General features: G+C 47.9%; 20 protein-coding genes. 4 read left to right on the forward strand and 16 right to left on the reverse strand.

What is annotated here, in order from left to right:
- The first annotated feature begins 122 nt into the window (after positions 1-122).
- On the forward strand, positions 123-299 hold the full coding sequence (gene rmf, locus Q0698_RS07940; RefSeq protein WP_298635495.1) for a ribosome modulation factor: 177 nt from the start codon (positions 123-125) through the stop codon (positions 297-299).
- Positions 300-308: 9 nt separating this feature from the next.
- On the opposite strand, the gene Q0698_RS07945 is transcribed toward rmf, so the two are convergent.
- The 9 genes from Q0698_RS07945 to Q0698_RS07985 form a co-directional block, all read right to left on the reverse strand.
- On the reverse strand, positions 309-1334 hold the full coding sequence (locus tag Q0698_RS07945) for a quinone-dependent dihydroorotate dehydrogenase (RefSeq protein ID WP_298635557.1): 1026 nt from the start codon (positions 1332-1334) through the stop codon (positions 309-311).
- Positions 1335-1374: 40 nt separating this feature from the next.
- Positions 1375-6045: an NAD-glutamate dehydrogenase gene (locus tag Q0698_RS07950; protein ID WP_298635497.1), complete on the reverse strand. Its 4671-nt coding sequence runs from the start codon at positions 6043-6045 to the stop codon at positions 1375-1377.
- Between the two features lie 88 nt (positions 6046-6133).
- Complete coding sequence (gene smrA / locus Q0698_RS07955; protein ID WP_298635499.1) at positions 6134-6709, reverse strand: DNA endonuclease SmrA; 576 nt, start codon at positions 6707-6709, stop codon at positions 6134-6136.
- Complete coding sequence (gene pepN / locus Q0698_RS07960; protein WP_298635501.1) at positions 6709-9303, reverse strand: aminopeptidase N; 2595 nt, start codon at positions 9301-9303, stop codon at positions 6709-6711. The genes smrA and pepN overlap by 1 nt, the downstream gene beginning before the upstream one ends.
- A gap of 6 nt (positions 9304-9309) precedes the next feature.
- Positions 9310-10128 (reverse strand): DUF2797 domain-containing protein, encoded by an 819-nt coding sequence (locus Q0698_RS07965; RefSeq protein WP_298635503.1) that lies wholly within the window; start codon positions 10126-10128, stop codon positions 9310-9312.
- Between the two features lies 1 nt (position 10129).
- A complete protein-coding gene (locus tag Q0698_RS07970; RefSeq protein WP_298635505.1) occupies positions 10130-10378 on the reverse strand; it encodes a DUF1315 family protein in 249 nt (82 codons plus the stop codon).
- A gap of 93 nt (positions 10379-10471) precedes the next feature.
- Complete coding sequence (locus tag Q0698_RS07975) at positions 10472-11395, reverse strand: metallophosphoesterase (protein WP_298635506.1); 924 nt, start codon at positions 11393-11395, stop codon at positions 10472-10474.
- Positions 11392-12267: an NAD(+) kinase gene (locus tag Q0698_RS07980; RefSeq protein WP_298635509.1), complete on the reverse strand. Its 876-nt coding sequence runs from the start codon at positions 12265-12267 to the stop codon at positions 11392-11394. The genes Q0698_RS07975 and Q0698_RS07980 overlap by 4 nt, the downstream gene beginning before the upstream one ends.
- Positions 12268-12302: 35 nt before the next feature.
- Positions 12303-13151 carry a hypothetical protein gene (locus Q0698_RS07985; protein ID WP_298635512.1) on the reverse strand — a complete coding sequence of 283 codons (849 nt, stop codon included), beginning with the start codon at positions 13149-13151 and terminating at the stop codon, positions 12303-12305.
- 44 nt (positions 13152-13195) lie between these two features.
- On the opposite strand from Q0698_RS07985, the gene Q0698_RS07990 reads away from it, so the two are divergent.
- Positions 13196-14470, forward strand: coding sequence for a HAMP domain-containing sensor histidine kinase (locus tag Q0698_RS07990; RefSeq protein ID WP_298635513.1), 1275 nt, complete (start codon positions 13196-13198; stop codon positions 14468-14470).
- Positions 14471-14485: 15 nt separating this feature from the next.
- Here the strand turns inward: Q0698_RS07990 and Q0698_RS07995 are convergent, their stop codons facing one another.
- Positions 14486-14680 (reverse strand): type II citrate synthase, encoded by a 195-nt coding sequence (locus Q0698_RS07995; RefSeq protein ID WP_298635515.1) that lies wholly within the window; start codon positions 14678-14680, stop codon positions 14486-14488.
- 170 nt (positions 14681-14850) lie between these two features.
- Here Q0698_RS07995 and Q0698_RS08000 point away from each other — a divergent pair, with 170 nt between their 5' ends.
- Positions 14851-15621 (forward strand): phenylalanine 4-monooxygenase, encoded by a 771-nt coding sequence (locus tag Q0698_RS08000; RefSeq protein ID WP_298635518.1) that lies wholly within the window; start codon positions 14851-14853, stop codon positions 15619-15621.
- 48 nt (positions 15622-15669) lie between these two features.
- Positions 15670-16110 carry a MarR family transcriptional regulator gene (locus Q0698_RS08005; protein WP_298635520.1) on the forward strand — a complete coding sequence of 147 codons (441 nt, stop codon included), beginning with the start codon at positions 15670-15672 and terminating at the stop codon, positions 16108-16110.
- Here Q0698_RS08005 and Q0698_RS08010 read toward each other — a convergent pair.
- Genes Q0698_RS08010 through miaE form a run of 6 tightly spaced genes read right to left on the reverse strand, consistent with a single transcriptional unit; the run spans position 16107 to position 21749 of the window.
- Complete coding sequence (locus Q0698_RS08010) at positions 16107-17225, reverse strand: mechanosensitive ion channel family protein (protein ID WP_298635524.1); 1119 nt, start codon at positions 17223-17225, stop codon at positions 16107-16109. The two genes, Q0698_RS08005 and Q0698_RS08010, sit on opposite strands and share 4 nt — an antisense overlap.
- Before the next feature lie 14 nt (positions 17226-17239).
- Entirely contained in the window at positions 17240-17737 is a 498-nt protein-coding gene (gene tpx, locus Q0698_RS08015; RefSeq protein WP_298635525.1) for a thiol peroxidase, read from the reverse strand.
- Positions 17738-17746: 9 nt separating this feature from the next.
- A complete protein-coding gene (locus tag Q0698_RS08020) occupies positions 17747-19816 on the reverse strand; it encodes a penicillin acylase family protein (protein WP_298635527.1) in 2070 nt (689 codons plus the stop codon).
- Positions 19806-20597, reverse strand: a complete 792-nt coding sequence (locus Q0698_RS08025; RefSeq protein WP_298635529.1) for a TIGR00266 family protein — start codon at positions 20595-20597, stop codon at positions 19806-19808. The genes Q0698_RS08020 and Q0698_RS08025 overlap by 11 nt, the downstream gene beginning before the upstream one ends.
- Before the next feature lie 52 nt (positions 20598-20649).
- Positions 20650-21087: a DUF2147 domain-containing protein gene (locus Q0698_RS08030; RefSeq protein ID WP_298635530.1), complete on the reverse strand. Its 438-nt coding sequence runs from the start codon at positions 21085-21087 to the stop codon at positions 20650-20652.
- A gap of 23 nt (positions 21088-21110) precedes the next feature.
- The gene (miaE, locus tag Q0698_RS08035; RefSeq protein WP_298635532.1) at positions 21111-21749 is read right to left on the reverse strand and encodes a tRNA isopentenyl-2-thiomethyl-A-37 hydroxylase MiaE; all 639 of its coding nucleotides are present in this window, start codon (positions 21747-21749) and stop codon (positions 21111-21113) included.
- Positions 21750-21839 lie beyond the last annotated feature (90 nt).

Here is a 21839-nt window from a genome sequence, read left to right on the forward strand (position 1 = left end):
TCGTGACAAGATTCGCAAATGAACGGATTCATTACTTCCGTTCGTCGCTTCGAGTGGAAAGCATTCTCTCCCACTGCTTTAATGTAATTGTAACATCTGAGTAATAATTTGGAGGTTCGCCAGTGAAACGACAAAAACGAGATATGAGTCAACGCGCCTACGATAAAGGATATAACGCCGGCATGAAGGGCAAATCACGTGAACAATGCCCCCACTCTCAAGAAGACCATCGGCTCGAATGGCTAGGTGGTTGGCGACAAGCTCGGGCCGATCAATGGGAAGTCGACCCCGATCGTTAATACGTAGTCTTAGGATCTGAGCTTCTTAATGGCCTTCGCGGCATCTTTGATTAGCTCAGGCCCTTGATATATAAATGAAGAATATATCTGCACCAAATCCGCTCCCGCCTCAATGCGCTCCGCAGCTACATCACCACTATCTATTCCCCCAACACCAATCAACGGAATTTTACCCGCCAACTGCTCGCTAAGCACTTTACAGCAGTGTTCAGCTTTGTCTGTAAGCGGGGAGCCTGACAAACCACCGGCTTCATTCGCAAGAGGATGACCATCAACGTTCGAACGATCCAGAGTAGTATTGGTGCCAATAACAGCATCCAACTCCGACGAAATAATCTGCTCAGCTACCTGGCGAAGATCATCATCCTCCATGTCTGGAGCCAATTTTACAGCAATCGGAACGTAGCGCTGATGCTGACTCTGGAGCTGAAGTTGTCGCTCTCGTAACTGGGAGAGTAATTCATCTAATTTTGCACCAAACTGAAGCTCGCGAAGTCCGGGGGTATTAGGAGATGAAAGATTAACCGTTACATAGTCGGAAAAGGCGTAAACCTTATTTAAACAATGGAGGTAATCACTGGCAGCATCTTCAACCGGAGTATCGAAGTTCTTGCCAATATTCACGCCAACCACACCATCGTACTTTCTTGCGGCGAGACGCTCTACTAAAGCGTCAACGCCGGCATTATTGAATCCCATTCGATTGATAATGGCGCCGTGTTCCTCTAAACGAAATAGTCGCGGCTTAGGATTACCCGGTTGAGGCCGCGGTGTCACGGTACCCACTTCAACGAAACCAAAGCCCATTGCACCGAAGGCATCGATTGCTACACCGTTTTTATCTAAGCCGGCCGCTAAACCAACACGGTTAGGGAAGTTTAATCCCATGCAAGTGAAAGGATCATCCACTCTCCGCTGACCAGCCAAGCTAATCAACCCAAGGCGCCCGAGCGCGCTAAGTCCGTCGATCGTTAAATCGTGTGCAGCTTCCGCAGACATACTAAACAACAAGGGCTTAACGAGTGAAAACATAATGATCCTATTTTGCGATTGATTGAGCCGCGATTATCGCGCCTTAGCAGTCAGAACTCAACTGAGATAAAGCCCTTAGTGTCACAGCGAATAGCGCAAAGCCATGTTGATTCGTTGCATCAACCTCTGCCATCGTAGCTTGCCACTGAGAAACCGCCGTCTTGTTCCGAGTCACCCAGCTACCTACCGAGCTACAAGCGTTGTCATCACCGTCCTCAAGACCTCGCACAACACTTGCTGTTAGCTCTCTACGACGGAGATTTAACTCATCTAAGTTAACCTCCCGCGCCATCGCCTCCCATTGATCCCGAACCTTATAGGATGTCAACAACTCATGAATATCATTGAGTCTAAGCTTGGAAGCTACCTCAAAGTAAGCGCTACCAACCAGTACACTATCCGTTTCGGTTTCCGAAGCGACATCACAAATACTGAGCATTGCAAAGAGATAATCCGTCGCGGCACAGCGGGTCGCCAATTTTTCAGGGACATTGGCGCTAATCATCGCATTATAACGCTTCGTCCATTTAGACTGCTGCCGAGTAGACAGATAGTTTGGCAACTGTTCAATTAATCGGCTCACCTCATCCTTGAATGACTGGATATCAGTCTCGACGTCAGTCGAGGTACGGCGATTATGTATATACCAACGTGCAGCACGCCGGACCATTCGCCGCTCTCGATCCAGTTGCTCTAGCAGCGCAGTGGAGTCAACATTTGATCCAAGTGCCTCAATATCATCCCAGAGGGTATCTAAACTAAAGACCTCGCGACAGAAAATCCACGCCCTCGCAATGGCCTGGTAACTGGCGCCGGTTGATTTTCGCAACCTATGAACAAAGGTAATGCCCATAAAGTTGACGATTTCATTCGCCATTTGAGTTGCTACAATCTCAGTGTTGAGCTGATGATCCTCAATCTGCTGAGGGAATTGATCAGCTAAGATGTCAGGGAAAGCGGACTGCACCATCGCCTTTCTGTATTGACCAGTTATAAGCTTGGCTCGGGCGAAATGACGCTTAAGTTCTGATTTAGCATAGGACAACAGAATTGATAACTCGGGTCGGCTTAAAGCCTGCTCACGGTCCTGGATTCGCGATTGCAACGCTGACTCACTCGGTAAGAATTCCAACTCACGGTCGAGTACATTAATTGACTCTAGGTCAATAATAAATCGTCGATGGTCGCCACTACGATAGGTACTACGGAGTGACTCCAAGCTGATAGCCTGTGCCTGGAGAGCATTATTATGAAGCACGAGGCTCGAGACCTGCTCGGTCATCGATTCAAGCAGCTCATTACGCTGCAGCTCACTCATCGCGCCATCACGTGTTAGCTGATTAAGAAGAATTTTGATATTAACTTCATGGTCGGAGCAATCTACGCCACCGGCATTATCAATGAAATCGGTATTACAACGCCCACCTTCGAGGGAATACTCCACGCGCCCTAGCTGCGTAAGTCCGAGGTTGCCCCCTTCCCCCACTACCCGAGCCCCTAAATCAACACCATTCACTCGAAGGGAATCGTTGGCTTTGTCTCCGACGTCAGTATGACTTTCCGCTGACGACTTAACATAAGTGCCAATACCGCCGTTCCATAACAGATCAAGCGGTGCTTTCAGTAAGCGCTCTAGGAGTTCGGTGGGTCTTAGTTCAGCCTCTTCTATAGCGAATAGAGCCTTCATTTCCTTCGAAATCTTGATGACTTTCGCACTTCGACTAAAGACTCCCCCACCCTTGGAGATGAGTTTAGTATTGTAGTCATCCCAACCGGATCGCGGCAGCTCAAACAATCGCTGTCGTTCCTTAAATGACTTCGCAGGGTTTGGATTTGGATCAATAAAGATATGGCGATGGTTGAACGCCGCCACCACCTTTAGCGATGAAGACAACAGCATGCCGTTGCCGAAAACATCGCCCGACATATCACCGATACCCAATACGGTAACGGGATCGGACTGAATATCAATACCCATTTCACGGAAATGACGCTGTACAGAGACCCAAGCGCCCTTGGCCGTGATGCCCATTTTCTTATGGTCATAGCCTTGGCTTCCACCCGAAGCAAACGCATCACCGAGCCAAAAACCATAATCATTGGCCAAATCATTCGCGATGTCAGAGAAAGTTGCCGTACCTTTATCTGCAGCGACTACCAAATAAGGATCAGGCTCATCGCGGCAAATGACCGCTGGCGGTGAGACAATTTCTTCGCCAGAGCGGTTATCGGTGATATCTAACAGACCGCTAATAAATTCCTTATAACAGGCTATCCCCTCTTCGAGGAACCGGTCTCTCGACCAAGTGCTATCCGTTTTTCGAGCTACAAAACCGCCTTTAGCGCCTACGGGTACAATCACCGAATTCTTTACCTGCTGCGCCTTCACGAGGCCAAGCACTTCGGTTCGATAATCTTCAAAGCGATCAGACCAACGCAGGCCGCCTCGAGCGACCGGACCACCACGAAGGTGAACCCCTTCTGTTCGCGGCGAACAGACGAAGATCTCAAAATACGGTGTTGGCTTTGGTAGGTCCGGGATGCGTCGCGTATTGAGTTTAAATGACAGTACCGATCGTTCTTGTCCAGAGCGTGTTGGCCGATAGTAGTTAGTTCGTTCGGTACCCATAATCAAGTCAAGGTAGCGACGCAATATACGGTCTTGATCGAGACTTTCTACCCGGTCAATTTCGTTTCGCAGTGCCTGCAACTTATCGTCGATGTTACTCGACTCCGTTGGGGACCGCTCGGGGTCGAAAATTGCTTCAAAGAGATCAACGAGTTGCGTAGCAACCTCGCTATGTTCAGATAAGGTATCCGCGATATAGTCTAACGAGAAACCAAACTGTATCTGGAACATATAGCGCGCATAGCTTCGTAATATCGCAACCTGTTGCCAGCTAAGCCCTGCACGAAGGACTAAGCGATTAAAGCGATCGTCTTCCGCATCCCCGCGCCATACCGCTTCGAACGCTTCCTGACAGAGGGTGGCGTTACGTTCAATCTTTTCACCACTAAGTCCTTCAACTAAGATCCGATATTCATGCAGCCACACACGTTCGCCATCACGACGATCGATTTCATAGGGGTGTTCTCCCAAGACATACCAACCCAAGTTTTCAAACTTTGGTAGCACTTCAGAAAGACCAATGGGTGTATCGAAACGGAATACTCGGAAACGTGCCGCGTTATCCGCGTCGCCGACTCGCTGATAAAAGCTCACCGCCATAGATTGATCATTGGCCATTTCATCAATTGTGACAATATCTCTACCGGCGAAGCGAGTATCATAGTCTTCTCGATACGCCGCAGGGAAAGCACCCTGATACAAACTAGCCAATCGGCTACCAACGTCGTCACCCAACGTTTCGCACAGCGTATCACGAAGCCTATCTGGCCACTCGCGACACATATCTAGGATTGTATCTTCTAAGTTTGTTAAATCTACATCACGACGCTCGTTCGTTGCCGTGCGGAGGATAAAGTGAACGCGGGCATGATTACCCCCGCTGAAGTAAGTTGTAAATTCACTATCTACTGCATTGAGTTCATTACTCAAATACGTCTGGATTTTTTTGCGCAGCTCAGTGTTATAGCGATCCCGAGGAACATAGACAAGGCAGTTCACAAAGCGACCTAGGCGGCCCCGACGAATACTCACGCGCACAATTGGGCGCTCTTGAATTCGGAGCGCACGATTAACCCCAGAATAAAGCTCTTCAGGCGAGCTGATGAATAATTCATCGGTAGGATAATTTGCTAAAATCTGATCCAATACCTTGCCGTCATGGCTATTAGTGGGGAGATTGGCCTTATGAAGAACATAGGCAATCTTATCTCGAACCACTGGAATTAAAGACGGGTTTTGGTGATAAACGCTTGAGGTAAAGAGCCCAACGAAACGATGTTCTATCTTGGGCTTTTTCGGATCCCGAATAACGACATAATCAGAATAGACGTGCCTATGAATCTGAGATCGAGAAGATGATTTGGAGAACGCAATATTTTCACCTTCGAGAAGAATGGGAACCGAAACGAGATCGTCGTCCTCGCTGTCGTCGTTAGTGGTTCCCAACGTACGGGTGATTTTTCCATCACTCCATTCACCGTAACCCAAGAAGATGAAATGTTCACGGCGGAGCCAATCTAAGAAGTCATGTGCTGGATCGCCAGCCAGCTTCTTCTCATAGTTCACTACTAGGGTCCTAACTTGCTCCTGCATACTCGGGAACGCATCGACGACGTTCTTAACGGAGCTTAGGGTAGTGTTTAGGGTCTCAGCCATTGCATTAAGTTCGTCCACCTTCTCGCGACGGCCAACCTCGATATAGGCAAGTGAACGAGACGGATCGGTAAGAAATACATGACTATGAAGTAATCGTACTTCGATCCCAATAACTCCAAGCGCTATTCGAATAGAGTCAATAACAAAAGGGAGGTCCGAAAAAGATATGACGATAACCGTATTAGCAGCCTGCCACCGATTACGTTCAATAGTAGGGTTATAGACGCGAATATAATCGTCACTTCGTCCTACGTGCTGGTGCGCCAGATCAACTAGCCAGCCTGCAACATTATCGACTTTGCGCGAAGAAAATTCGTCCAAAGGGAAGTTACTCAACCAAGCATTAATAAACGCCAGGTGCTCGTCACTACAGTTCGCCTTTTGAGCCTCTTCTAGTAACGCATTGGGGTCCATTTGTTTTATACCCATTTTACTGCTCTCATCCTGTCTTAATCACAGTGTAGTCATGAGGTGGGCCTTTTATCCACCCGTTATGTATTTTATCAAAAGAGCGCGATTATCTTCGGCGCTCATGGCGCTCTTTGTTCTCTAATTTTTTCTCTGGTGATTTACGCAGCATCACATAAACCGCACCATAACCTCCGTGACGCGGAAGTGCCGTGTAAAACGCCATAACCTCATCTAACTGCTTTAACCAACGGTTTACGTGTGACTTAAGTAGAGCTTTTGGCTCACTGCGCTCACCTTTGCCGTGGGAAATAACAACAGTTCGGACATCATATCGAACGCAATCCCGAACAAACTCATAAACATCAGTTCGGGCTTGCTCAACCGTGCGATGATGTAGATCGAGCTTTGCTTCGATCCCGTATTTCCCCAAGCGAAGGCTTTTCAGTACGCCGTACTGAATACCCGTTCGATGAAACTCAAGATACGACAGTGGCTCAACGAATTCTAGATGATCCGTCATCAATTGATTCGAATCGACAGAATCTTCCGACTCAGCCACGGTACGACGAATTTTCTTTTGCTCAGCACTCAATCGCGTTGTCTTACGCTCAACACGGGGTGCGATATCTAGCTTTTTGACGCCCGCCATTTCGGCTTCGAATAACGATTTATCATCAGCCATCACAGCAAACTCTTACTCACGACCTCATAGAGGTCTTTCGATAGTGTTGAGCACCCGGATAACCGCTCTAAAACGGCCTTCATCGCGGCCGAACGGGTCAAGTCGAGATTGCGCCAGCGAGTAAGCGGAGCCGCTAACCTAGACGCTGTTTGAGGATTCGATTCATCAATCTTAAGTACCATATCGCCTAGATACTCGTAACCGGAGCCATCTTTAGCGTGGAATAACGGCGTATTGTCGCTGGCAAAGCTACCGAACACCGCACGAACTTTATTCGGGTTATCGAAATCGAATGCAGGATGCTCGGTAATGCGTTGGATATCAGCAAGTGCTGCGCCATTTCTAGCACTCGCCTGGAGTGCAAAGGCAGTATTCAAAACTAGGCCGTCGGTGGCCCATTGCGCCATGAATTCGTTCATGGGGTGCCTATCGGCATAGCGGAATAAACTTCGGAGCGCCGATAACTGATCCGTCATATTGTTGGCACTGTTAAACTGCGCTTCCGCTGCAGAGCTTTCCCCTAGCATGACACTATAATCAAGCGCTAAGTTTTGGAGTAATCGTTGCCCTACTTGCTCTGCGGATGGTTGATACTCATCCCAGTTCATTCGCTGTGCAACGATAGCCTTAAATTCGCTAGCGAGTTCATTGGCTATCGCAGCCTTGACACGCCCCTTCGCCTCAAATAATGCTAACGGATCTATGCCCTCGCCCTGCTGGAGAAGGGCGTCACTTGGCAGCGACAGACTATAAGCGCGTAACGCTGGATCGGCATTCTCATCCATTAATACCGCTCGTAAGGCCTCGCTAAGAAGCGGACACAGCGAATACTCAGCTAACTTAGCGCGCTCGATCTCGGCCAATAGCAGCTTCTGACTACTATCCCAGCGAACATACGCATCGGTATCACGAGCAATGAGAAAACGCCTTTGCTCGTCGCTAAGCTCATCAACTAATTTAACGGGAGCAGAAAAGTCTCGGAGTAAACTAGGAACGGGGCGCTCGTTAAAGGGGCCAAACTTTACGGAGGCTGAATATTGGTCAAACTCATACACCCACTCGGTATTATCTGCGCTTTCCGAGCCGGCTTGAGCAATAGGCAACGCGCCAGCCTCACCTAGTAGGCTTAAGCGAATAGGAATGACCAGTGGCTCCCACTTCGTTCGATCACCCGCCAGCGGAAGGGCTTGTTCAAACGTCAACTCATAATAGCCTGAGGTCTCGTCCCACTTCTCGGTAACGCTAACTTCTGGCGTGCCTGCCTGAGAATACCAATGCATAAATTGACTAAAATCGCGATCACTTGCGTCGGCCATGGCAGAAATAAAGTCTTCGATTGTCGCGGCCTTGCCATCATTACGATCGAAGTAGAGGTCTGAACCTTTACGAAAGGCTTCATCACCCATCAAAGTATTGATCATCCGCACCACCTCAGCACCTTTCTCGTACACCGTGAGCGTGTAGAAGTTGGAAATCTCAATATAGGAGGCTGGGCGAACTGGATGGGCCAACGGGCCTGCGTCCTCAGCAAACTGTCGCGCACGCAACAGTGCAACATCCTCTATTCGCTTCACTGCTGCCGAACCCATGTCCGCAGAGAATTGTGCATCGCGATAAACCGTGAAACCTTCCTTCAAACTCAACTGAAACCAGTCACGACAGGTTACCCTATTGCCGCTCCAATTATGGAAGTACTCGTGCGCAACAATCCCTTCAATTCGTTGAAACGCCTGATCGGTGGTTGTTTCTGGCTTTGCTAATACGCAGGATGAATTGAAGATATTAAGACTTTTGTTTTCCATGGCCCCCATGTTGAAATCATCAACGGCGACGATATTAAACAGATCTAAGTCGTACTCTCGACCATAGCGTTCTTCGTCCCAGGTCATGGAGCGTTTAAGCGCCTCAAGCGCGAAATCACATTTATCTAAATCCTTGGCCTCCACATACAGGTGAAGGTCGACCTTACGACCGCTAGCGGTAACAAAAACATCGTTTTGGGCCTGAAGATCACCCGCTACTAGCGCAAATAAATAGCTCGGCTTTGGAAATGGATCATACCAAACACTAAAGTGTCGATTATCTGCAAGGTCACCCGACAACTCCAAATTTCCGTTGCTCAAAAGCACCGGACATTCAGCCTTATCAGCCTCTATACGGACACGGTAGGTTGCTAATACATCGGGGCGATCGGGGAATAAGCTGATGCGTCGGAAACCCTCTGCCTCGCACTGAGTACAAAACATGGAGGCACTGCGGTAGAGCCCCTCAAGCGCTTTATTCTCCAGCGGGTTGATTTCAGTGGTCACCCGAACAGTCACCTCAGCGGCATCACAGGGAATACGCAGTAATTCCTCGTCACGCTGATACTCATCCTGAGACAAAGCTCGGCCATTGAGTTCAATCTCAACCAAGGTGAGCTCAAACCCATTGAGGATAATGATCGGCTCTCCCTGCGGATGGCGCTGCATCGTCATAGTCGACACCACACGCGTTTGCGTTGAATGGATATTGAAATCTAATTCAACGTGGGAAACACTGAAGTTCGCTGGGCGATAATCCGCCAGATAGATAGTGCTGGGTTGTGTACTCATAGCGTCTTAGTTCACCTTACATTCAATGTCGTAACCGGTGTATTTTCTTAGGTTGATAACACCGGTGTCGAAAATCAGATATTGTCCTTTGATGCCCATCAGCTTCCCCTCTACCACTCCCAGCTTTTCAAGATTTAATGATACGACCTTGGTAGGATATTCAGTGACAGGGTAGCTGGTCCGCCAAACAGAAGGGACTAACGGCACGATGGCTTGCGGCCCGAAGGCGAATTGCAAATCCTCCACATATTCACCCAGTCGCTTCTGCATTCCGACGGCCTCTTGAGCTAAGTCTATCTCTGGAACCTCATTCTTGAGCATAGCGCGCCAATTTGTTTTATCGGCTACAGCGCCCTTCGCATGAGTTTCGATTAGGCCAGAGAGCCTGCGTGTGGCAACGCGATATAAGGGAACCGCTGCCACCGCACCCTGATCAAGCCAGCGTGTTGGGACTTGGGTATGACGAGTAATACCTATTTTAAGCCCCGATGAATTGGCTAAATAGACAATGTGGTCGATCTCACAATTCGCTTTTCCCCACTCAGGATCCCGACAGGTTCCTACATGAAGGTGGCATTTCTCCGGACTCATAATGCAACTATCACACTGCGGTAGCGTCTGCATACAGTTGAAACAATACCCCTGCGAATAGCTTTTCTTAGTGACCTTCGCGCAGTGAGCACAGCGAATCTCTCCATGAAAACGCAGCGACAGCGAGCTACCGATTAACTCATTCAGTGATAACTGCTGATCACCCAAACGAAGTGTGTATTGCGCTAGCCCCTCGGGCGACTCAACGCCTAATTTAGTTGCTAACCCCCGCACCCTATTTATCCCACTTCAATGGCTGCACATCACCCGTTTCACAATGATCGTGCTTCGGGTTGTAGATATAACCTACGCGTTCATCTTCAGGGAGATGCATCTCACCGTAGGCAATCACGGCCGCCATGCAGTGCTTGCGCTGCTCTGGACTAATAGCTTTACCATCGGGCCACTTACCCGTTTCGAGTGCAGACTTTAACGCATCGTACTGATGGCGAGGCATTTGGCGAATGGCTTCAGAGTATTCCATGTTGATTCCTATCTTTTTTAGACTCACGAAGCTTACCGAGCACCGAAACAGTCGTATTCGGTCGTGACGATAACGCAAGCTATTGAGTCCTAATTATACGTGAAAATATTGTTCTGGATTAAGTGCGGTGTCTTGATGATAAAGCCTGTAGGCGACCAATGGTCCGTCGCCGGCGACGGAAAAATCAACGCAGGCAATATTCGAACTAAATAAGTTTGCCGGTAAACTCTGCCAGTAGTGGCCAACAAACAACGGTCGTTCCCTCTCACTATAGAGACAGAGCTGTTGCTTCTGGATAGCTGTCAGTTCACGAACAGCAAGCTCTGGTGGTAAAGCCTGTTGCTGCAGCAATACATTGCCGTAGTTCGTTGCCGGCTCACCCCAGAATTTAGCACGAATTCGCTTTCTAGAAACGCCATCATTCCCAGAGAGAAAATAACCTTCAGGTAGGCGAAGATTTAAACCTCGAGTTAATCGATCTAACCCCTGGAGTAACCACGGGTTGCGATCCGAATCCTTTAGAATGTCAGGCGACAAACAGCAACTTCCATAGGTATCAATAAAGCGGCTAATAAAGTTTTGATCCCACAGGGCGTGAGCAATACGAAACTTCGGAAACTCTAAAAAAAGCGGTTGGTAGCTTAACCAACTGACAAATGATTTCGCTTCGTCTTCAGAAAATGCATCAAGCGTAGCCGCAAGCTGTAATTGGTTCGCCTTACTGTGAGGATGAGCAAAGGTATTAGACAGTCCTAGTGGTCGAAACCAGTTAATTAAATTAAGTTCGTGATTGCCTAAAACTAAGAACGCATGGTCAGCCCCTACCATACGACTAACTATTTCGACCACCCGCCGGACGTTGGGGCCACGATCGATGATGTCGCCCACAAAAATTGCTTTACGTTCTGGGTGTTGAAATACCCCAGACGCTTCGCGATAGCCCAAGGCCAATAGTAAATCTTCGAGTTTCTCAGACTCACCATGGATATCGCCGATGATGTCGAATCCGGTACTCACACCAACCTACTCCCCCAGCCCAACTTAGAGCGACAGATCTGGTAAAAATTATGATTCGTCGGATGTATCAGTGTTAATGGTTTCTCATATTGTTTAACAATCAGCTCATCGCCAGGTTGAGTCGCAGCATGCGACTGGCCATCACAGGTAACGCGAGGATACGTCCGATTATGCTTAGCAATAACAATGCGGAGTTCACTCGTCCCTGGTACAACAATCGGGCGATTAGTCAGACCATGAGGAAACATCGGCACCATTACAAAGGCGTTGAGACTCGGATGAAGTAGCGGTCCACCCGCAGAAAGACTATAGGCAGTTGAGCCCGTTGGCGTGGCCAGAATCAATCCATCGGAACTCTGAGAATATACAAAATGCCCGTCTATGAAGACTTCAAATTCGATCATTCGAACAGACTGACCGGGGTGTAATACCACGTCATTTAGCGCTTGCGAATTGGCAATCTCAACACCGTTGCGATAGAGCGTTGCATCCAGCAAAAAGCGCTTTTCCTCGTAGTAGTTACCATCCAATATCCGACTGATACTCGGCTCTACTTCGGAAGGAACAATATCTGTTAAGAATCCGAGCTTTCCTCTATTGACCCCTAACATTGGTACATCATAAGCCGCTAATTTACGCGCACTACCCAATAACGTGCCATCACCGCCAACCACGATGACCAGATTAGCTTGCTGACCGATATCATCGATTCCTACTAACTCAACGTTTTTTAGCTGCTCAACGTAGGGATTAGAGCGATCAATAAGCACCTTAACGCCGCGCTTAACTAGCACATCGACCACCGAAACCATTGTCTCAGCAACCTGTGGGTTATATTTATGTCCTAAGATCCCCACGCGCTCAATTTTCATGCTGTTCCTAGCCTATTAAGTTTTATATGAGCATATCACAAGTTAGCAATTTGCGAACGCATTCCACCCGTATGGACAAGACATTTAGGTCCCCTGAAATTTGAGGCCATCAGAGTTTCTAGTGCGTGGATATTATAGACACGGTCCAAAGATAGCTTTATGTCTGCACAGTGGGCCAGTCTTAGCTCATCGGCGGCCCTTAGTTTCGCGAAGCGTTTCCGGGGTTGATACCAAGCGATTTCGGCATTGTCGAGCTCATCAAAACCAAGTTGCGAGGGGGTGACCACCGGGGTGACCATTAGCCGATGGCGATCATTCAGATGCTTAGCCAAATAACGCGCTGTCGTTCCCGTACCGGCGGCCAAGTGAAATTCCGTCGGCGCTACAAACTGATGGTTCAATTTCGTCGCTAACAGTCTCAACCCGAACTCGGCCTCAGCACCATTCCCACCTTCAGGGATAATGCATGAGGCGTTATGAATTCGACCTAAAGATTGTCGGTACGCCTCATCGTTACGTGCTCGTTGATAATCTTTGCTAGCTAAATAATGGCAACTAACTCCGCTTTCTCTCAACAGCCTTACTACTCTACTATCGACATTCGATTGCGTGGTGTAGGACCGACGAATATAAACCACTATTCGAAAGCTATCAGCCAACGCTGCCAAAGCGTAGAGGTGATTTGAATGTTCCCCACCAAAACTAACTAACGTATCTCCGATCGAGACCTCTTCTAGAAAGCCAATAAGTTTGAAGAGCTTGTTACCGCCCCATTGGTGATTAACAGCATCTAGGTGGGCCACATAGAACTTACAGGCGTCCATGCTGTATTCGCGTACCAGTAGCTTTTTGGTGAGGGCCTCTCTAAGATGGATTAAAGACATCAATGTTCCAATAATTAAAATAATCAGAATAGCTGATAGGAGTTATGATGGATATCCTAGCCATCGCCGTTATCTGTATTGCGTCGTCAACGGTCTTTAGTGTACTAATCTGCCGAGCTTTTTATCAAAATCGTAATGCGACCGCAGATAGCTCCGATCACCAATCCTTCGCGAGCGTCAAACAAAGTGCCCAAGAGCTTATACTAGACCAGCTTCCTGCTGCTATGTTTTGCGTCGATACACACGGATATATTCTATATAGCAACGAGATTGCTAAGAAGGTACTCCCTTCTATTCCTAAACTACCGGGGGAGATTAATTTCAACCGCTTAATCGATAAGGTCCTCGATGACTACAGCGATATAGACTTTAACAGGCTAATTGCTCGTAAACGTTCATTAACCCATCCAAACGTCGGAAAGTTTCTTGAATTAGGATGGCTTGAAACTAAGATGAAAATTAGTGTTTTAGACAATCGACGTGGCGCCGTCATTGCGTTGACTAACGCCTCAGCGGAATTTGATTTACTCGCCCGAGAGAAATTCTTTACGCAGATGACAACGATTGAAACCCTCACTACCGGTATCGCCCACGAAATCAACAACCCGTTAATGGCTGTGACGACTACCTGCTCAACCTTGGCAAAGCGGTTAGATATTGAAAACCCAAAGGTTAACGAAGTATTACTGGCTCACGATATTAAACCTGACAACTTCGCGAGCGTTATCAATAGCCTAAAACTCAAGCCTATTACCGCAAATATTATTAGCGCCACCACGCGATTATCAGACCTAGTCGCCAACATGTTAACTTTTGGCCGGTCATCATCAACACCCATCGAACCCACTGACGTTTGCCAACTTGTCAACTCTGCTGCTGCAGAATTCGGACTTGAGAGTAAGATCCAGGTTGAACTCATCCCCTGTACTAACTGTTTTGAACCTGTCTTGTGCAATCCCATTGAGATACGTCAGGTAGTTGATAATATTTTAGGCAATGCGGGGGATGCCGCAGCGGGTGGCGATATTCCCCAGATAACCATCGTCCAGTCACAGGCCGATGGTTATCAGATTTTGACAATTAGTAATAACGGTGAGCCGATTGACCCAAACGTGGCAGAGCAGGTCTTTGCCCCATTCTTCACCACAAAAGAGGCGGGGTCTGGATATGGATTGGGTTTAAGCCTTTGTTTTCACATCATCGAAAATCGCCACGGCGGCTCTATCCGTATAGGTCTTAATGATCGAGGTGAAACCGAAGTGACGATTGAGTTGCCCATCCGCCCCCTTGACAAGGCGCGAAGATATTCAGCGGACTAAGCCTCTAAACAGCGCTTAGGATTCAACTGGTGTGTAGACTATCCGCGGATAGCCATTTCCATTAAAATGATAACCTTCACCACAGATTACGCACTGATGGTTCTTATCGTCAGTCACATCCCGCTCTAACTTAATCACCATCCCCTTTTCGCATTTGTCACAGAGGTAATTAATCTCCACCGGCTTGACTTCGCGACGTAATTCCGCCATTTCATTCTCCTCACGTAACTAAAAGTAATTACGCTAATAGTCGCCTAATACGCCTCGTTAGGCAACATTCTAATAACGATTCATCTGTTGCTCCGTCATCGTTTGCTTTCCCTCAAGCTAATAGTTACACTTGAAACCAAAATAACAACGATATCTATAGGACATTCACGATGAAGAATAGCGCCTACACTGCCATACCCGTTGATGAAAAGGGTTATGTACCCTACTCAAAGGAAGATGGTGAGACTTGGAAACACCTCTTCAACTGGCAGCAGCCGCTTGCGCAGCAACACGCCTGTACTTCGTATCTAACGGGAATGAAAACTTTAGGCCTTTCAGAAGATGGCCCCGCTCAGTTACCTGAAGTTAACAGTGTGTTATTGGCGAAAACTGGTTGGCAACTAGAACCGGTTGATGCCCTTATCAATTTCAAGCGCTTTTTTGGACTCCTTGCCGAGCAGAAATTCCCAGCCGCTACCTTCATGCGCCGTCCTGATCAGCTTGAATACCTGCCAGAACCTGATCTCTTCCATGAGGTTATGGGCCATTGTCCAATTCTCTGTAACCCCGAATTTTCCACATTTACGCACTGGATTGGCAAGCTCGGTGTTCAATGTAATCACGAACAACAGGTTGCGTTAGCAAGAATATATTGGTTTACCATTGAATTTGGATTAATCCGTGAGGACGGCAACACCAAAATATTTGGTGGGGGTATTCTAAGTTCTCCAAAGGAGATAACTCATTCCTTAGACCTCTCGTTAGTCAGTCACCAGCCATTCGATATTGAAACGATTTTACGTACTCGTTATAGAATCGACACGCCTCAGCCTAACTATTTCGTTATGGATTCAACGGAGCAACTACTCGGGATACAGGACAAAAAGTTATTAACTCGAATCGATAACGCTATTTCTGACTTAAAATCAGCTGTGATATAACTGAGTCATAACAATTAGATAAACTGCTCATCATCAAGGAATTCGAACATGGAACTGGCCCAATTTCTACCCTACCGCCTTTCAGTGCTATCGAATGTCGTCTCCAATGCGATTTCGGAATACTATGCGGAGCGTTTCAATTTGAGCATTTCAGGATGGCGAGTCATCGCGCTCTTGGCACAGAAACCACGTTCAACGGCGGTTGACTTAGCGTCGACTACCCAGATGGATAAAGTGGCAATAAGCCGAGCTGTGGCCAGTCTTGTGCAGATGGGCTATATCGAGCGTGAGCCCTGTACGGTCGATCGAAGACGGGCCTATCTCACACTCACTAACAAAGGCATCGAAATCTACAACGATATCGTGCCGGTCGCACAGTCTTACGAAGACAAACTGGTCTCAAGTCTCTCTGAAGCAAAACGAAAGCAACTCGACAATTTGCTTGCCGAGCTCCAATGTAATGCGAATACGCTGACCAAGGAGGCTTAACCCTCTGCGGAAGGCTCCATTTCTACTTTGAGTGTTTGTGTAGGGAAAGCAATTTCAGCGTTGTGTGACGCTACAATATTCATCACCTTAATTAACACATCTTCTTTGACCTCGTGATATGTCGCCCAGTCGGTGGTGCGGGTAAATGTATAAATAAAGAATTCTAATGCAGATGGGCCGAAGCTTAGTAAGTTAACCATTAGCGTTCGATTCTTATCAATCGCATCGTGATTGTTTAGCATCTCTCTAACCTCATCGATGATATTTTTTACCACCGCGGCGTCGTCATAACGAACGCCTATCGTTTCCTTAATTCGTCGGTTTAACATTCGCGACGGTGTTTCCACTGAAATTCTGGTAAAGGTAGAATTCGGTACATAGAGAGGACGCTGGTCAAAGGTTCGAATTCGCGTCACCCGCACACCGATTTCTTCAACCGTGCCCTCTATCTCCTGATCAGGCGAGCGAATCCACTCGCCGACAACGAAAGGGCGATCCATCCGAATCATAATGGAACCAGCGAAATTGGCGACCAGATCCTTCGCCGCTAAGCCTGCCACTAATCCACTGACAGAACCAAAAGCCAGCAGACTGGAAAGATTGAAGCCCAGCGTGTCTAAGGTGTAGAGAACTGCACAGCTTACGGCAAACAGACGAATTAGAGTCCGGAGTGAATCAGCAGTGCCTAAATCGACCCGTGCAGGATGAAATCTATCCGTGGAGATATTTAACTGCAATCTTCGTCCAAAGCGGAACATTACCCATGCATAAACCCAGGCGGCAGAGAGCTTTAATAAACTCACAACGCCTAGCGGATAGCCTCGATTAAAACCAAACTGTTCGATCTTTGCTAAGGAATAAAGCCCAGCAATAATCACCAGGAATGCCGACGGACGGCGCAGGGAGAACCATACGGCGTCCAAGATATCGCCACTTGGGTGTTTTTCGAGAAACTTAAAAATCTGGTCCACCACATACAGCAGAACGAGGGTAGCCGTAACGATCACCGCAACTTTCTGCCAAAACTCGGCGGGTGAGGCTGCTATTCGTTCGAACAATAGGCCAATATCGTACGCTTCAATGATTGGTGTGGGTGCTTCAGTCGATTCTTCCATTATTCTTGGGTTACCTATTTAATTGCGCTAAGCGCCAGATCGTAATTAGGTTCAGAGCCCACTGACTCAACTAATTCAGTGTGAGTAACCAGTCCTTCTGGATTCACTACCACAACCGCTCGAGCATATAGACCTCGCAACGGACCGTCAGTCATGGTTACGCCGAACGCATCACCAAAACTCGAACGAAAACCACTTGCGCTGACTACATTTTCCAGCCCCTCTGCGCCACAAAATCGAGCAAATGCAAAGGGGAGATCCATTGCTACGCAAAGCACCCTAGCCGTCGAGAGTTCACTTGCTCTTTTATTGAATTCGCGAACTGACATTTGGCAGGTAGGTGTATCGATACTCGGGAAGATATTCAACACAATCGATTCACCACGGTAATCCGCTAGTCGGATATCTCCCAAGTCAACACCCGTTAAGGTGAAATCGGGAACGGCTGAGCCAGCAGTTGGAAGCTCGCCAATGGTATGAAACGCTGCATCACCTAATTTAACAATTGCCATCGTATTTCCTTAATAATAGGTTTTGGGAAGTATAATCTGTGTTGCTTGACGCTCAATCTCCGCGCGATCGATCAAAGCGGGTCTTAGTTGTCCGTTAATGAACATTGCCGTTTGATCTGTTCGGAACGGTGTTAATCTCGCAATACTTTGTCCATAAGGTGAAATGACTTCCGCCCGATATAACGCGCCATCACGCCATTCTACTATACCGTGAAGTCCATCTCCGGCAACAACTCTACGAAGTCCATAGGTCTCAAAATCATCGTGGTCCGCATGCATTGCTCTGAGAGTATCCGGAGCACCGCTAACTCCCCAGAAATTACCGCCATCAACTAAACGGTTTATCTGTCCCCAACGGGGGGTCAAGGTACCAAGCTTAGTTCGCAAAAGATCGTTACAGAAAGCCAACTGCTCCACGAATGGAGTCTTAATAACACCGACTTGACTATCCACAGCTTCGAGCAGACAAACACCCAGCGCTGCACCTCGGTTCGCTTGATCTGCGCTGAAGTCCCAGGCTTTCAACACCTCCGAAGCCTCCAACAAGTACTCGGGAAGGCCCTCTTCTAACCCCGAGCGAAGATAGCTGACCTGCAGAGATTCCGGACTGAATTTTACGTCGTACTTAGCAGTAACGAGCTCATCAAAACTCAGCGTTTGATTACCACCTAATAGCTCATGTGCCCGTAGAGCACGGTTATTAATTTGCTGTTCATAATCGAGCGCTTGAACCACAGTGAGCGAGTCGTTTAGCTGACTTACCGCCCAGGGAGTTTGGTTGGTGGCCACTAAGACCCCTGAATTTGGGTTCGAAAGCTCGGGAACCGAGTCTGCAGGCAGATACTCCGTCCACAATTCACCTGCGCTGCGATTCGGCATTAGTGCATTATGACGGTAGTGAATATCTCCCGTTGCATCGGCAGCGATGAAGGCAAAACTCGATAGATGATTCTCAGCAAAAATACTGCGCCATTGAGCCACCGAATCGGCCTGAGAAAGCTGGTACCACTGATCAATCTGACGATATTCTCCAGCGCCGGCATAGCGAAGCTGAAAATAACGACCGCCCTGCTCTAGCACAGGCCGCCCTTCACCATCACGATAGCAGCTCAAAGGTAAAGGAACTCGTAGGGCTCTATAAATCTTGAATCCAACGGCGCAACCGTAGCTTTCAACCTCAGACTGTGGCAGTTCAAACACATCCAACAGATTCGGTTTGTTAACGGTAACTCCCCAACCCAACTTGTTATTAAAGCCGATAAATGGCACTGGGCTTCCAGGGAAGAAACCTCCATAGAACTGCCAGCCCGTGGCGCTTTCGATGTGTGCCTCGTACCACGCCAATGGGCCTCGGAGTGGTTGGTGTGAGTTCCACAATAGCAGCGTGGAGTTGGTTTCGGTTCGCTGCGGAGCAATCGCTATGGCATTTGAGCCGATGGGTAAATGATGCTGTTGTAATTGGGCCACGCCACTGGCGTTTGTCTGCGCAGCTATTTTCGTTTTTAACTGCTCATCGAACCCATAGAAAAATAAGTGCTGGAGATGAAATCCTGCCAGAAGATCACGGCGAGTAATGGGGTAAAGCTCAGGAGTAGCGCGTTTTACATCGGTGCCGGCATAGGCATTAACACCATCGACATAGGCCTGCAATAGTGCCAGCGTCTCAACGGGCAACTGTGACTCAACATAACCCGATTCTAATGGCTCCCAAACGCCTAACAGACGAATTAGGTAATCAGCGGTTAAGCCCTCCGAACCGTTAAATTCCGCGGATTGACCGCGATACATAATAATCGCTTCCTCGATATCCTCAAGCCGATCTTGAGCTTGCGCATAGCCTAGGCCAAACGATACATCGAAATCATTCGCACCGTATATATGTGGCACCCCAACACCATCACGAATAATCTCAACATCGTACTGCTGTGCTTTCGCGCGAAATACTTGCGGCTGAAAATCCTGACTACCCACAAAGAAAAGAAATTGTTCTGTCGCGAGCAACAACACAAAGAGGCCGCCCAAAATTTTGGCGACCCATAAACCTTTGGAAGGTTTAGTTTTTAGAGCTTTAGCGTCCATCAAGTAAACGCCCTAAGCCACCTAGAACAGAACCTTCACCTTGGTCTCGACCACCGTGTGAACTTGCCGCCGATAAGACTCGATTAGCTAAACGTGAGAAGGGTAGACTCTGCAACCATACCGTCCCATGACCGGATAACGTTGCTAAGGCAATTCCTTCACCGCCAAACATCATTGTCTTAAGACCACCTGCTAGTTTGATGTCATAGTCAATCCCTTGAGTAAAGGCAACTAAGCAGCCGGTATCAACACGTAACGTTTCACCGTGAAGTTCTTTTTTAACAACCGTACCACCGGCGTGGAGGCAAGTAATTCCGTCACCCGAGAGTTTTTGTAGGATGAAACCTTCCCCGCCGAACAAGCCCGAACCGATCTTTCGGTTAAAGGCGATATCGATCTTAGTTCCCAGCGCGGCGCACAAAAATGCGTCCTTTTGACAGGTCACCTGCTCACCATATTCGGCAAGATCGAGAGCAATAATTGAACCCGGGAATGGAGCTCCAAAAGCAATCGTTGCCGGTTTAGAAGCCTGATTAGTGAAATGAGTAGTGAACAGAGATTCACCAGTTAACAGGCGCTTCCCCGCATTAAATAGCGATCCCATCATAGTCTGGTTGGGTTCCGAGCCGTCACCCATCCGCGTGTTAAACTCGATGCCCGCCTCCATGTAATTCATGGCGCCAGCTTCGGCCACAACCGTCTCAGAAGGATCTAAGGTAACTTCTACTATCTGCAGATCATGACCGTGGATTTCGACATCTAGCTCGTGACAATGTTTCATCTTAAATCCCTCTTTAGTATGAGGACAGATTAACGGAATCTAAGATGATTGACTAGTCGCGAGTCTCCTCGCTGAGTACCCAAGACTGGGTTCGGTAAAAGAAGCCAACATAACCTCGAACCATAAGCTTTTTACCTTCGCGCCAGATTACACAGTCGTAAGTCTCACCATTTTCTGGATCTAAAATTACGCCATCAGCCCAATGGTCACCATCGAAACTCAGCCCTTCGATAATCGTCAAGCCAATCACCGGTTGATTCTGCTTTTCTCCCGTACACTTCTCACAGATGGGATCCGGCACTTCAGGATTGGTGAGTTCAACGATACGGCCGTAGAGTAGATCTCCTTCCATATAGAGTTCGACAGTAGATTTGATTTCACCGGATGAATCGTCAACGGTATTCCAATAACCAATCGGTGACTCTTCAGCGTACGACATGGTCGCCACTAATAACCAACTAATAGCAATTAAACGCGCGAAAATCTTCATCAGTTACTCCAAGAGAGTTAATGTTAGCTTGAGCCTGTTTTAAATAGTTCGTCGCTTGGTAATCCCGAGTGAAAGCGGAATTCTTCATCGCGACTGATTATTAGCTTAGCCTCTAATTCACGAAAGTACGAAACTCGTTGATCAATGGGCTCACCCGCGAGGGTTTCGGCTAATTCGATGTAATCCATGAAATGACGACTTTCCGAGCGCAGCAACGAGGTATAGAACTGCCCTAATTCGGTGTCGAGGAATGGCGCTAGCTTGGCGAAGCGTTCACAACTACGGCACTCGATAAATGCGCCAATAATCAGCGTATCGATAAGCCTCGCAGGTTCTTCTTTACGCACTGAAGCCATCATCTTCGCGGCGTAACGACTAGCACTCACATACTCATACGCAACCGAGCGCTTTTTCATGATCGACATTACCTGCTCGAAATGCCGTAACTCTTCGCGCGCAAGTCGCGACATTTTGTAAAGCAGATCACTGTGCTCGATATAGCGAAAAATGAGATGAAGCGCGGTCTTTGCAGCTTTCTTTTCGCAGTTAGCGTGGTCAATTAGCATAATATCTTGGTTGTTTAAAGCTACCGAAACCCACTCGTCAGGTGTTTCACAACCTAAAAAAGCCTTAATAGGCGTTAAATCAACGTCTTTTGACACAAACTGCTCCAGTCATCTGTTTCCGAATGGGGCTATTATATCGCCCGTTAACTAGATTGCGAGCGCGGGTTCCGCCTACCCCTTGCGTCA

Source organism: uncultured Umboniibacter sp. (genome assembly GCF_947497555.1).
Classification (GTDB): domain Bacteria; phylum Pseudomonadota; class Gammaproteobacteria; order Pseudomonadales; family DSM-25080; genus Umboniibacter.

What these genes read in the sequence shown, in the direction of transcription:
- Q0698_RS08005 (WP_298635520.1), top strand. Translation starts at nt 15,670, where the DNA reads ATGGAACTGGCCCAATTTCTACCCTACCGCCTTTCAGTGCTATCGAAT.
- Q0698_RS08010 (WP_298635524.1), bottom strand. Translation starts at nt 17,225, where the DNA reads ATGGAAGAATCGACTGAAGCACCCACACCAATCATTGAAGCGTACGAT.
- Q0698_RS07950 (WP_298635497.1), bottom strand. Translation starts at nt 6,045, where the DNA reads ATGGGTATAAAACAAATGGACCCCAATGCGTTACTAGAAGAGGCTCAA.
- pepN (WP_298635501.1), bottom strand. Translation starts at nt 9,303, where the DNA reads ATGAGTACACAACCCAGCACTATCTATCTGGCGGATTATCGCCCAGCG.
- tpx (WP_298635525.1), bottom strand. Translation starts at nt 17,737, where the DNA reads ATGGCAATTGTTAAATTAGGTGATGCAGCGTTTCATACCATTGGCGAG.
- Q0698_RS08025 (WP_298635529.1), bottom strand. Translation starts at nt 20,597, where the DNA reads ATGAAACATTGTCACGAGCTAGATGTCGAAATCCACGGTCATGATCTG.
- Q0698_RS07985 (WP_298635512.1), bottom strand. Translation starts at nt 13,151, where the DNA reads ATGTCTTTAATCCATCTTAGAGAGGCCCTCACCAAAAAGCTACTGGTA.
- Q0698_RS07990 (WP_298635513.1), top strand. Translation starts at nt 13,196, where the DNA reads ATGATGGATATCCTAGCCATCGCCGTTATCTGTATTGCGTCGTCAACG.
- Q0698_RS08020 (WP_298635527.1), bottom strand. Translation starts at nt 19,816, where the DNA reads ATGGACGCTAAAGCTCTAAAAACTAAACCTTCCAAAGGTTTATGGGTC.
- Q0698_RS07980 (WP_298635509.1), bottom strand. Translation starts at nt 12,267, where the DNA reads ATGAAAATTGAGCGCGTGGGGATCTTAGGACATAAATATAACCCACAG.
- Q0698_RS08000 (WP_298635518.1), top strand. Translation starts at nt 14,851, where the DNA reads ATGAAGAATAGCGCCTACACTGCCATACCCGTTGATGAAAAGGGTTAT.
- Q0698_RS07970 (WP_298635505.1), bottom strand. Translation starts at nt 10,378, where the DNA reads ATGGAATACTCTGAAGCCATTCGCCAAATGCCTCGCCATCAGTACGAT.
- Q0698_RS08030 (WP_298635530.1), bottom strand. Translation starts at nt 21,087, where the DNA reads ATGAAGATTTTCGCGCGTTTAATTGCTATTAGTTGGTTATTAGTGGCG.
- Q0698_RS07995 (WP_298635515.1), bottom strand. Translation starts at nt 14,680, where the DNA reads ATGGCGGAATTACGTCGCGAAGTCAAGCCGGTGGAGATTAATTACCTC.
- smrA (WP_298635499.1), bottom strand. Translation starts at nt 6,709, where the DNA reads ATGGCTGATGATAAATCGTTATTCGAAGCCGAAATGGCGGGCGTCAAA.